General features: G+C 75.8%; 10 protein-coding genes. 1 reads left to right on the top strand and 9 read right to left on the bottom strand.

Annotated elements, in window-relative coordinates:
* Positions 1-71: 71 nt before the first annotated feature.
* Positions 72-1748, top strand: coding sequence for a beta-1,3-glucanase family protein (locus IH44_RS0120230; protein WP_030461045.1), 1677 nt, complete (start codon positions 72-74; stop codon positions 1746-1748).
* A gap of 140 nt (positions 1749-1888) precedes the next feature.
* Here IH44_RS0120230 and IH44_RS0120225 read toward each other — a convergent pair whose 3' ends face one another.
* From IH44_RS0120225 to IH44_RS0120185, 9 genes are all read right to left on the bottom strand, one after another.
* Positions 1889-3385: an MFS transporter gene (locus IH44_RS0120225; RefSeq protein ID WP_030461044.1), complete on the bottom strand. Its 1497-nt coding sequence runs from the start codon at positions 3383-3385 to the stop codon at positions 1889-1891.
* Between the two features lie 109 nt (positions 3386-3494).
* Entirely contained in the window at positions 3495-4598 is a 1104-nt protein-coding gene (locus tag IH44_RS0120220; protein WP_063759647.1) for a hypothetical protein, read from the bottom strand.
* A gap of 266 nt (positions 4599-4864) precedes the next feature.
* Positions 4865-5731: a Rieske (2Fe-2S) protein gene (locus IH44_RS0120215; RefSeq protein ID WP_051817099.1), complete on the bottom strand. Its 867-nt coding sequence runs from the start codon at positions 5729-5731 to the stop codon at positions 4865-4867.
* A 64-nt stretch (positions 5732-5795) separates the two neighbouring features.
* A complete protein-coding gene (locus IH44_RS0120210; protein WP_030461041.1) occupies positions 5796-6461 on the bottom strand; it encodes a response regulator transcription factor in 666 nt (221 codons plus the stop codon).
* Positions 6458-7762 carry a sensor histidine kinase gene (locus tag IH44_RS0120205; protein ID WP_035955737.1) on the bottom strand — a complete coding sequence of 435 codons (1305 nt, stop codon included), beginning with the start codon at positions 7760-7762 and terminating at the stop codon, positions 6458-6460. Before IH44_RS0120205 ends, IH44_RS0120210 begins: the two co-directional genes overlap by 4 nt.
* The gene (locus tag IH44_RS0120200; protein WP_051817098.1) at positions 7759-8856 is read right to left on the bottom strand and encodes a hypothetical protein; all 1098 of its coding nucleotides are present in this window, start codon (positions 8854-8856) and stop codon (positions 7759-7761) included. Before IH44_RS0120200 ends, IH44_RS0120205 begins: the two co-directional genes overlap by 4 nt.
* A 161-nt stretch (positions 8857-9017) precedes the next feature.
* On the bottom strand, positions 9018-9437 hold the full coding sequence (locus IH44_RS0120195; RefSeq protein WP_030461038.1) for a PaaI family thioesterase: 420 nt from the start codon (positions 9435-9437) through the stop codon (positions 9018-9020).
* Positions 9438-9616: 179 nt separating this feature from the next.
* Positions 9617-10075 carry an SRPBCC family protein gene (locus IH44_RS0120190; protein ID WP_030461037.1) on the bottom strand — a complete coding sequence of 153 codons (459 nt, stop codon included), beginning with the start codon at positions 10073-10075 and terminating at the stop codon, positions 9617-9619.
* A gap of 168 nt (positions 10076-10243) precedes the next feature.
* Positions 10244-11829 (bottom strand): PP2C family protein-serine/threonine phosphatase (locus tag IH44_RS0120185; protein ID WP_157852405.1); only part of this gene is annotated, 1586 nt, incomplete at its 5' end.

Raw genomic sequence — 11829 nt, 5'->3', positions numbered from 1 at the left:
CTTGCACCCACCTCGGCCGGCCGCGCCCCTCTTGCCCCCACCGTCCCGCCCCGAGAGGACTCCCCCACCCCATGACGCACCGTCACCCGGCGAAACTCTCCCGCCGCACCCTGCTGGCCGCCACCGCGCTCGCCCTGCCCGCCGGACTGCTGGCGCTCGGCGGCGGCGAGGCCCAGGCGCAGACCCCCGCGACCCTGCCGCTCGACCTCGCCAACACCACCGGCAGCAACACCGTCTACGCGTACGTGGTCGGGCGCGACCCGGCGGCCGGCGGCGGCTGGGCGTTCCTGCAGTCCGACGGCTCCAGCCTGTACCACCCGCCGAACCCGGCCAACGACCAGACGCCGCTGGGCGCGGACTGCGCGATCGCGCTGAACGCCTCCGGGGCCGCGCCGCGCCGGGTCACCCTGCCGCACCTGGACAGCGGGCGGATCTACTTCTCGGTCGGCGCCAAGCTGACCTTCCTGATGAACCGCGGCGGCGGACTGGCCCTGCCCTCGGTGGTCAACCCGACCGACCCGAACATCGACGTCCGGCACGACTTCTGCGAATTCACCTTCAACAACGACCAGTTGTACGGGAACATCACCTTCGTCGACATGGTCTGCCTGCCGATCGCCTTCCAGCTGGAGGTCTCCGGCGGCGCCACCCAGACGGTGCGCGGCCTGCCCTCCGACGGCCTGGCGAAGGTCGCCGCCGCGCTGCGCGCCCAGTCCGCCGCCGACGGCTCGGACTGGAGCCGGCTGGTGGTCAACCGCTCCGGCGCCGACCTGCGGGTGCTCGCCCCCAACCTGGCGATCCGCGGCAACAGCGCCCTGTTCAGCGGCTACTTCGAGCCCTACGTCGACCAGGTGTGGAGCAAGTACGCCGGCACCGACCTGCGGATCGACACCCAGTACACCTGGGGGACGTTCACCGGCCGGGTCAGCGGCGGCACCCTGAACTTCCCCGGCGCCGGGTCGTTCGCCAAGCCGTCCACGCTGGCGATCTTCTCCTGCAGCGACGCGCCGTTCACCACCGGCAACGACCTGATGGGCAACCTGAGCGCCCGCCTGGCCGCCGCGTTCAACCGCACCACGCTGCTCAGCGACCCCGTCCAGCCCACCAACGAGAACCCGGCCGCGTTCTACACCCAGGCCCGCACCAACCACTACGCCCGGATCCTGCACTCCACCACGCCCGACGGCCTCGGCTACGCCTTCCCGTACGACGACGTCCACCCGGCGGGCGTCGACTTCGAGGGCAAGGTGCAGTCCGGCAGCCCCGCCCGCTGGGTGATCACCGTCGGCGGCCTGGCCGGCAGCGGCGGGGGCGGCAGCACCACCCCGCCGCCGAGCGGCGGCACCAGCGCGTTCGCCACCGTGCAGGCCGAGTCGTACACCGCGCAGTCCGGCACCCAGACCGAGGCGTGCTCCGACACCGGCGGCGGCACGGACGTCGGCTGGCTCGCCAACGGCGACTGGCTGCGCTACACCCTGGACTTCGGCTCCACCGGCGCCACCCGGATCGACGCCCGGGTCGCCTCCGGCGCGGCCGCCGGCGTCAGCGGCCTGGTCCAGGTCCGCCTGGGCAGCCCCACCGCCACCCCCGTCGGCAGCTTCGCCGTCGCCAACACCGGCGGCTGGCAGACCTGGCGGACCGTCCCCGCCGACCTGAGCCGGATCACCGGCTCCCAGACGGTCTACCTGACCTTCAGCAGCGGCCAGCCCGCCGACTTCGTCAACCTCAACTGGTTCGTCTTCTCCTGACGCCGCGTCCGGTCCGATGCGGGAGCGCCCCTTCCCCCCGGCCGGGGCGCTCCCGCCGGACGATCCACCGCGCGATCCGCGGAACGGCCCACCACGCGGCCCACCGGACGGCCCGTCGCAGGGCCCACAGGGGAAACATGTCAGGAGGGCGTGGCGTCGGCCGGTTCGACCTGGCTGAGCGGGGCGGCCAGCGACTCCAGGCTGCGGCGCTCGGCCCGCACCCCGAGGAACGCCTCCACCAGGCCCGCGGCCGTCATCAGCGCCGCGCCGATGCAGAACGCCAGCGTGGCGTCGCCGACCGCCCCGCTGCTGACCAGGCCGTTGAAGAGCAGCGGCCCGGAGATGCCGCCCGCCGCCGTGCCGACCGCGTAGAAGAACGCGATGCACAGGGCGCGCGTCTCCAGCGGGAAGATCTCGCTGACGGTCAGGTAGGCGGCGCTCGCCCCGGCGGAGGCGAAGAACAGCACGACCGTCCAGCAGGCCGTCATCCCGACGGCGCTCAGCGAACCGTTCTGGAACAGCCAGGCGGTGCCGAACAGCAGGACGCCGGAGCCGATGTAGCTGCCCGCGATCATCGGCTTGCGGCCGACCGAGTCGAAGAAGTGGCCGAGCAGCACCGGCCCGAGGAAGTTGCCGACCGCGATCACCGCGAAGTAGTAGCCGGTGTCGCCCGCCGGGACGTCGAAGAACGTGGTGAGGATCGCCGCGTACCCGAAGGTGACCGAGTTGTAGAGGAAGGACTGCCCGATGAACAGCGACAGCCCGAGGACCGTACGGCGCGGGTAGGTGGTGACCAGGGTGCGGGCGATGGTGACGAAGCCGATCGGGCCGCGCTCGCGGATCCGGATCGGCGGCTCGTCCACCGGCGGCAGCGGCTTGCCGGTCTCCCGCTCGACGATCGCCTCCGCGTCCCGGACGATCTCCTCCGCCTCCTCGCCCTTGCCGTGCGTGAACAGCCAGCGCGGGCTCTCCGGGACGTGCCGGCGCACCAGCAGGATGACCAGGCCGAGCACCACGCCGATCCCGAACGCCAGCCGCCAGCCGACGTCGGTGGCGAACAGCGAGGTGTTCAGCAGCGCGATGGAGGCGAACGCGCCGAGCGCCGCGCCGATCCAGAAGCTGCCGTTGACGATCAGGTCGACCCGGCCGCGCACCCGGGCCGGGATCAGCTCGTCGATCGCCGAGTTGATGGCCGCGTACTCGCCGCCGATGCCGAAACCGGTGAAGAACCGGCAGACGAAGAAGAACCAGGGCGTCCAGGACAGCGCGGTGACGCCCGTCGCCAGCAGGTAGACGGCCAGGGTCAGCATGAACAGCTTCTTGCGGCCCAGCCGGTCGGTCAGCCAGCCGAAGAACAGCGCGCCGCAGCAGGCGCCCGCCACGTAGATCGCGGCGGCGACGGTGGTGACCTGGGCGGTGCTGATCGCGATGCCGCTGCCGGGCTCGGCGAGGCGGGCGGCCAGGTTGCCGACGATGGTGACTTCCAGGCCGTCCAGGATCCAGACGGTGCCCAGGCCGATCAGGATCCGCCAGTGCCAGGGCGACCACGGGAGCCGGTCCAGCCTGGCCGGTACGTCGGTCTCGATGACCGCCGGGTCACCCCCGGCTCCGACGGTGCGGCTTTGCGGTGCGGACATCTCTGCCTCCGTCGTCCGGCTGCCCGCCCGGCGGGTCCGGGCGTGCCACGGACGCGTCTGCCCGGCCGGAACCGGATCACACCAGCCGGGGGCGGCTCGGGGACGGGCCTCAGGTGCCGTGGTTCCGCCGGTCGGGCTTCGACGCCCGGTCGGGCCTGGGCGTCCGGTCGGGCCTGGGCGTCCGGCCTGGTCCGGGCGTCCGGGCGGTCCGGCCGGGGACGGTCCGGCCGGGGGTGAGCCGGTCCAGCAGTTCGGGGACGCCGGCCAGGTGGCGGTGCCGGGCGAACGCCGGGGCCAGGTCGCGGACCAGGGCGGTGCAGCGCGGGGCACCGATCCGGGCGGCCAGGTCGAGGGACTCGGTACCGGCGGCCACGGCCCGGTCGATCTCGCCGGTGCGCAGGTGGGTGCGGGCCTGGTAGGCGAGGAAGATGCCGCGGGTCTTGGCGCGGGCGGGCGGCAGCTGGGCGAGCCCCTCGGCGATCCGGGCCCGGGCGGCGACCGGGCGGCCCAGGTCGAGCAGGCAGCCGCCGGTGTCGACGGCGAGGTCGGCGGGGCCCATCCAGGCGCACCAGGCGGGGGCCGGGTCGGGGCTCACGGCGGCGAGGGCGCGTTCGGCGGCGGTCAGGTCGCGCCGGCAGGCGACCGGGTCGCCGAGGGCGGCGTGGGCGCGGGCCCGGCGGAGCAGCAGCAGGGCGCGGGCGGTGGGGTGGCGGGCGGCGGCGAGGGCGTAGTCGAGCCGGGCGGTGGCGGTGCCCGGCCGTCCGAGCCAGGTGGCCTGGTAGGCGGCGTCGGCGAGGACGCCCGCGCCGCGCTCGCGGTCGCCGGCCCGGTGGGCGCACTGCAGGGCCAGCTCCCAGAGGCGTTCGGCGGCGGGGTGGCGGCCCTGGTCGAAGCGGTGCCAGCCGCTGGTGGTGGCCAGCGAGGCGGCCAGCCGGTGCAGCCGCCGCCCGGTGCGCTCGTCGTACCGGCCGGTGGCGATCAGCGCCTGGACGGTGGCGAGTTGGGCGTCCAGCAGGTGCGAGGTGCGGCCGCGCTGCTCGGCGGGCAGCGCGGCCAGCCCGTGGCCGCCCGACTCCAGCCAGGCCACGAACTCCGCGTCCACCCGGGTGCCGCCCAGCAGCGCCCCCAGCCGCCCCGGCTCGGCGGCCCCGCCGGGCACGGCCAGCACGGCGAGCGAGGCCGCGCCGAACCCCACGAAACTGCGACGGTCCACGGCGCCTCCCGGTACGTCTCGGCGTCCGCCCGGCCGGAGGCGTACGAGGTCCTCACCCCTGCGCCCTGCTCCGACCGGGACGCCGAGCGTACTGTCCGTCCCGCCCGCCGGGTGGCGGCAACACCGGTATCGACCGCTCCCGACCGTTCCCGTCCCGTCCCGACCGCTCCTGTCCGGAACGGGACGGCCGGAGCATCGCGGGACCGGGCGGGGCGGCACAGGGAGGGACGGGGTCGGCGCAGGGCGGGACGGGGTCGGCGCGGGGCTCAGGGGCCGGGGCGGGGGCGGGCCTCCAGGTGGTCGGCCAGGACGCGGGTCTCGAAGCGGGGCTGGGCGGCGGTGGCCGGGCCGCGGGCCGGGCGTCCGTCGGAGAGCCGGAAGCGGGAGTGGTGCAGGGGGCACTCGAGGCAGCCGTCGACGACTTCGCCGCCGGCGAGGGAGGCCGCCATGTGGGTGCAGCGGTCGGCGAGCACCGTCCAGCTGTCGTCCGGGCCGCGGACCACCACGACGGGGACGTCGCCGAGCCGGCGGCGGACGGGGGTGTCGGCGGGAATGTCGGCGGTCGCCCCGAGCGAGTGCCAGTCGGACGGGGCCAGCCGGGGTTCGGCTTCGGCGTGCGCGGCCCCGGCAGCCTGCCGGTACGCCAGGTGGCCGCCCAGCGCGGCGGCCAGGCCGACGGCGCCGGTGCCGGCCAGGCCGAGCAGCCGTCCGCGGGTGGGGTGGCCGTGGCAGCGGGCGTGCAGCGAGGTGCCCTGCAGCAGGGCGGCGGCGACCGCTCCGGCGGCGTGCACCAGCCCGGTGCGGCGGTGGGCGGGCGGCAGCCGGGACCAGTCGACCCAGCCGGCCAGCAGCACCGGGGGCAGGGTGACCAGCCCGGCGGCGGTGAGCCGGCGGACGGCCCGGGGGTCGCCCCCGGTGGCGTCCAGCAGGCTCGCGGCCGTCCAGCAGCCGATCGGGGTCTGCGCGAGTGCCGGGTGCAGCGGGTGTCCGAGCCACACCCCGTGCAGCACGTCCCGGGCCGGTCCGAGCGGGAGTCGCTGGACCACTGCGGCAATCCGCTCCGCCACCGGGTCGAGGAACGTCCAGCCCGTGGGTGCGTCCAGACAGTCGGCGGGAGCACGGTACCTGTCCATGCCTTCGCGGCTGTCCACCCCCGCCGGACGGCAAACACCGCCCGCCCGCGCCGAGAGAGCGGGCCTAGAACGGGGGCGGGCCGGATCCGGCGGTGACGAAGCCGCTCTCGTAGGCGGCGATGACCGCCTGGGTGCGGTCGCGGACCTCGAGTTTGGCGAGGAGCCGGGCCACGTGGGTCTTGACGGTCTCGGCCCCGAGCTGCATCCGGTCGGCGATCTCGGCGTTCGCCAGTCCGGCGGCCATCAGGCGGAGCACCTCGCCCTCGCGGGCGGACAGCCGGTCGATCCGCGAGCGGTCGGGGGCGACCGGCGCGTGCCGGAGGGCGAGTTCGCGGACGGCGGCGGGGAAGAGCAGCGAGTCGCCGCGGGCCACCAGGCGCACCGCGTGCACGAGCGCGTCGGCGCGGGAGCGTTTGAGCAGGAAGCCCTGGGCTCCGGCGCGCAGCGCCTGGTAGACGTACGCGTCGTTCTCGAAGGTGGTGACGACCAGGACGCGCGGGGCGTCCGGCAGGCTGCGGACCAGGTGTGCGGTGGCGTCGATGCCCGAGAGCCGGGGCATCCGCACGTCCATCAGCACCACGTCGGGGCGCAACTGCCGGGCCAGTTCGGTGGCTTCGAGGCCGTCGGCCGCCTCGCCGACGACCTCGAGGTCGGGTTCGGCCTGGAGGATCGCGCGGAAGCCGGCCCGGATCAGCTGTTCGTCGTCGACGACGAGGATCCGGGTGCTCATGCCGGGTTCCGCAGCGGCAGGCCGGCGGCAAGCCGCCACCGGTCGGCCACGTCGGTCACGTCGGCCCCGTCGGACCCGTCAGGTCCGACCGATCCGGTCGATCCGACCGGCCCGACCGGCCCGGCTTCGAGGGTGCCGCGCAGCAGCCGGACCCGTTCGTGCATCCCGGTCAGTCCGCTGCCGCCGCCGGTCCGGCTCCGGGTGCGCGGGCGCAGCGGGTTGACCACGGTGATCTGCAAGGTGTCCTCCCGGACGGTCAGGCGTACCTGGACGGGCGCGCCGTCCGCGTGCTTGAGCGCGTTGCCGAGGCCCTCCTGGACGATGCGGTACGCCTCCCGGGACAGGGTTCCGGGCAGCGCCGCGGGTTCGAGTCCGTCCTCGGCGTAGTCCACTGCGGCGCCGACGGCACGGGCGCGGTCCAGCAGGGCGGGCAGGTCGGCGAGGGTGTGCGGCGCGGTGCGGTCCTCCTCGTCGCGCAACAGCCCGAGCACGTGGTCGAGTTCGGCGACGGCGTCGTGCGCGGTCTCCTCGATGGCGGTGAGGGCCGCGGCCGCGAAGTCGGGGTCGGTGCGCAGCAGCCGGGCGGCGGCCGCGGCCTGGATGCCGACCACGCTGAGCGCGTGGCCGACCGAGTCGTGCAGTTCGCGGGCGACCCGGTTGCGTTCGGCCATCCGGTCGGCGCGTTCCCGGGCGGCGGCGAGCAGGTCGGCGGGGGTCGGGCCGAGCAGCCGGGGGGCGAGTCGGGCCAGCCCGCGGCCCGCCGCGCCGGAGAACAGCACCGGCAGGACGAGCAGTCCCAGGCCCAACGCCGTGGAGAACCAGGGGTGTTGGGTGAGCGGCTGGATCGGGGCCGGCGGTTGCACGGCGTGCCGTCCGAACAGGGGGTGCAGCAGGAGCAGCACCCCGGCGGGCGGCAGGGCCAGGGACAGTGCGCCGGTGATCCCGCCGAGCAGGGTGTGCAGGGTGAACCAGAGCGACGTCCGGCGGCGGGCCGACCAGCTGTCGGCCGGTGCGGTGAGGATCTCGCCGTCCGCCCCGCACAGGGTGCGGGCCATCGCCCCTTCGAGGGAGCGCGCGACGGGCAGCAGTCCGGCGGCGGCGACCAGCGGGAGCGCGAGCGCCAGAGCCAGCAGTTGCGGCAGCAGTGCGGACGGCCCGGCGCCCGGGCCGACGACGGCCACCGCGACGGACGTCAGCAGCTGGAAGGGCATCAGCAGGGCGGCCCCGAGCAGCAGGTGCATCCAGCGCAGCCGGGCCCGGCGGCCGAGCAGCGCGCGGAGGCCGTCCCGGCGGTCGCTCACGGCCGGCCCACGCCTTCGCCTTCGCCTTCGCCTGCACCCGCACCCGCACCGGCACCGGCACCGGCAGCCCCACCGACAGCCCCACCGGCCTCACCGACCGTGGACCGGTTCGCGGCCGGCAGCCCCGTCAGCCCGGCGCCGAGTGCCAGCAGTCCCGCCGCGGTCTCCGCCGCGTACACGGCGATCATGAAGGCGGAGGAGGGGTGCTGGGCGTTCCGGGCGAGTGCGCCGAGGTCGCCCAGCAGGCCGCCCCAGCCGAAGGCGGCGGCGCTGCCCACGCAGGCCGCGGCGAGCGGCAGGCGCACCCGGGCCCGGGTGAGGCCGCGGACCGCGACGACGGTGCCGACGGCGGCGGCGAGGGCGAGCACCCCCTGGACGCCCTGGGTGAGGCGGGCGGTGCCGTCCAGTTCGGCGAGGCGTTCGGCGGTCAGTCCGAACCGCGCCCCGCAGGCCCAGGCGAGGTGCACCGCGCCCGTGGCGGCCAGCAGTCCGGCCGCGGCCAGGGCGGCGGTGCGGGCGGGCGCCGGGAGGCGGCGGGCGAACGCGGTGGCGGGGGCGTGCAGGAGCGGGCCGTGGCGGTCGTGGAGGTACAGGCCGAACGCGCCCATCAGGACGGCGCCTTCGACGATGAAGCCGCCGTAGACGACGCCGTAGACCCACGGTTCGAGGAACCCATCCTGGTCGCGGAACGGGTTGGGTCCGCCGAACAGCGGCTGGGCCGCGCCGAGCGGCACGGCGAGCATGATGACGGACAGCAGCCCGGACGCCATCCACATCGGCAGGGCGAGCAGCCAGGTCCGCACCCGGGGTCCGCCGGGGCGGGTGAGCAGGTAGGCGATCAGTGCGGCGGTGGCGTCCATCAGGAAGGTGACCAGGTTGACGGCGACCCAGGTGCCGCGGCCCGTCCCGTGCAGGTCGACCACGCCGACGTCGACGCCGAGGACCCACAGCAGTTTGAGGGTGAGGTAGGGGAGGCAGGCGACCATGGCGGCGAGGCCGAGGCGGCGGCGCAGGGCTTCGCGCCGGGCGCCGGCCCGGGCGGGGACGGTTGCGGGGACGGCGGCGGGGGCCGTTCCGAGGGGTGTGTCGGTCATGGGTCGAGCCTGTCGGCCGGGCCGACCGGGGGCCTCCGTCCGGCCGCCGATCCGGGTCCCCCGCACGGGGGACGCGGCCCGGCAGGGGCTGGAGGCGACACCGAACGGGACGGCACCGAACGGGACGGCACCGAACGGCGCGGCGCCGGGCGGGACGGGCCTCACCCGGCGGTGAGCACCGTGCCCTGCGCCACCGCGCAGAGCGTCCGGGCCCCGTCCGGCGCGACGGTGAACAGGTCGCACCGGCAGGTCGCCTGCCGCCGTCCGCCGGAGGCCACGGTGGCCTCGGCCTCCAGGGTGGCGCCGACCGCGGGCCGCACGTAGCTGATGGTCACGCCGCCGGTGAGGACGGCGGGGCCGAGCACGGTGCCGGCCGCGAAGGTGATCGCGTTGTCGGCGGCGTAGGCCAGGACGCCGCCGTGGACGAAGCCGTTCTGCTGCTTGAGGTCGTCGCGGATGTCGAGGGCCAGGACCGCGCGGCCCGGCTCGAAGACCTCCAGCCGCGCACCGACCAGGACGCTGAACGGCTGGGCCGCGAGGACCTCCCGGGCGAGCCGGAGGTCGGGCGGGGGCGGTGTCATGGAGCGGACGGACCTCTCGTCGACGGCGGGAGCGCGCGGAACGGCGGTGGCGGAGCGCCGCTCCGGACCGCTGTGGAGCGTACTCCGCGCCGTCCCGGCCCGACCACCCGGTTGTCCGCGGGCAGGTGCGCGCCGCCCCGCTGAACGGTGCGGGGCGGCGCGGGTGCGGTCGGCGGGGATCAGGCAGGGGTGATCCGTCCGCGCCAGCCGCCGCTCTCCAGGCCGCGTTCCTCGACGAAGGACTTGAAGCGGTCGAGGTCGCCGCTGACCCGGCGGTCGATCATGCCCATGGTGTCGGCGGCGTGTTCGGCCATGCCCTGGGGGTCGTAGTCCATCGCCAGCCGCACCTCGCAGCGGGCGTCGTCGAGCCGGGCGAAGCTGACCACGCCCATCTGCTGGACGTCGCCGCCGACGGTCCGCCAGGCGATCTTCTGGTCGGGCAGCTGGTCGACGATCTCGGTGTCGAACTCCCGGGACACGCCGGCGATCTTCGTCCGCCAGTGGTTGTGCCGCTCGTCGATCTGCACCACCTGCTCGACGCCGTCCATGAACTGGGGGAAGTCCTCGAACTGCGTCCACTGGTTGTAGGCGGTGTGCAGGGGGACGTCCACCTCGACGGTCTTCTGGACCATGCTCATGCGTTCTCCTCCGTCTTCGTCCTTCGCCGCTTCCGCTGCGGGCCTGCCGGGCGTCTGACCGGTTCGCCCCGGGTCAAACGCTTTCGCCCGGTTCCTGCGGGAACGGTTCCTGCGGGAACGGCTCCGGCGGGAACGGCTCCGGCGGGGCGGTCCCCACGGGGACGGTCCCTACCGGAACGGGTCCGGCGCGGGCGGGGGGCCGGCGGCGGGTTCGGCGAGGACTTCGACGGCGATCAGGCAGGTGTCGTCGTCGGTGTCGGCGGTGCTGGTGGCCAGGGCGCGGTCGAGCAGGGCGTCGAGGTCGGCGGCGGGTTCGGCGAGGGTCCGGGTGAGGTGGTCGAGCGGTTGTTCGACGGACTGGTCGCGGCGTTCGACCAGGCCGTCGGTGTAGAGCAGCAGGATGTCGCCGGGGCGCATGGCGAGGCGGTGCTCCTGGTACTCGGGGTCGTCGGCGGCGCCGAGCAGGATGCCGTGCGGCATCGGGAGCGGGCGGGCGGTGCCGTCGCGCAGCAGGACGGGCGGGAGGTGGCCGGCCCGGGCCCAGTGCAGGGTGCGGGTGTCGGGGTGGTAGCGGGCGCAGACGGCGGTGGCGGTGGCGGCGCCGGTGAGGTCGGCGGCGGCCTGGTTGAGCCAGCCGAGCAGGCGGCCGGGTCCGGCGCCGGTGTAGGCGAGGCCGCGCAGCGCGTTGCGCAGGGCGACCATGCCGGTGGCGGCCTCGACGCCGTGTCCGGCCATGTCGCCGACGACCAGCAGGGCGGTGCGGTCGGGCAGCAGGGTGGTGTCGTACCAGTCGCCGCCGACCCGGTCCTGCTGGGAGGAGGGCCGGTAGCGGACGGCGGCGCGCAGGCCGGCGCTCTCCAGCGGGGGCGGGGCGGGCGGCAGGATGGCCTGTTGCAGGCGCAGCGCGAGCAGGTGGCGTTCGGCGGCTTCCTGCCGGGTGGAGGCGAGGCTCTCGGTGGTGGCGGCGAGCGCGGTCTCGGTCCAGTGCTGGGCGGAGACGTCCTGGAAGGCGCCGCGGACGGCGGCGGTGCGTCCGGTGGGGTCGGGGACGGGTTCGGCGACCAGCCGGACGTAGTGGGTGTAGCTGCCGAGGTCCCGCATCCGGAACACCGTGGAGTCCGGACGCCCGTTCTCGACGGCCGCGTTGACGACCCGTCGGACGGCCTGCTCGTCGTCGGGGTGGACGTGGGCGGGCAGGGCGGCGAGCGGGACGGGGGCGGTGCCGGCGGGCAGGCCGAGCAGGTCGGCGGTGCGCGGCGTCCAGTGGATCTCGCCGGTGCGCAGGTCCTCCTCGAAGCCGGCCAGGTGGCTGAGGCGCTGGGCGGTGCGCAGCAGCCGGTCGGTGCGGTCGTCGTCGCCGGTGGGGCGCCAGCTGACCAGCAGGCGGCCGGGCGGGCCGGCCAGGCGGGCGGCGGCGAACTCGAGCAGGGCGGGGGCGGGGGTCTGGCCGGTGAGGAAGGTCAGGGCGAGGGTGTCGGCGTGGTGCGGGCGGCCGGTGGCGTGCACCCGCAGCAGCAGGTCGAGCAGGCCCTCGGCGCAGGCCCGGGGGTAGGTCTCGGTGAGGGTTCGGCCCTCGACGCGGTGCGGGGGGCGGTCGGCGGGGTCGGTGAAGGCGGCGTTGACCCGGGTGATCCGGAAGTCGACGGGGGTGCCGGTGGCGGGTTCGGGGCTGAGCAGCAGGGCGGGGGTGAGGGCGGCGTCGAGGGCGGCGGTGTCGGGGTCGTCCGGTGCGGTGGCGGGGCGGGCGGGGAGGG

It is taken from the genome of Kitasatospora sp. NRRL B-11411 (assembly GCF_000721345.1).
In the GTDB taxonomy this organism is placed as follows: Bacteria; Actinomycetota; Actinomycetes; order Streptomycetales; family Streptomycetaceae; genus Kitasatospora; species Kitasatospora cineracea.
This window is presented reverse-complemented; position numbering and strand designations above follow the sequence as displayed.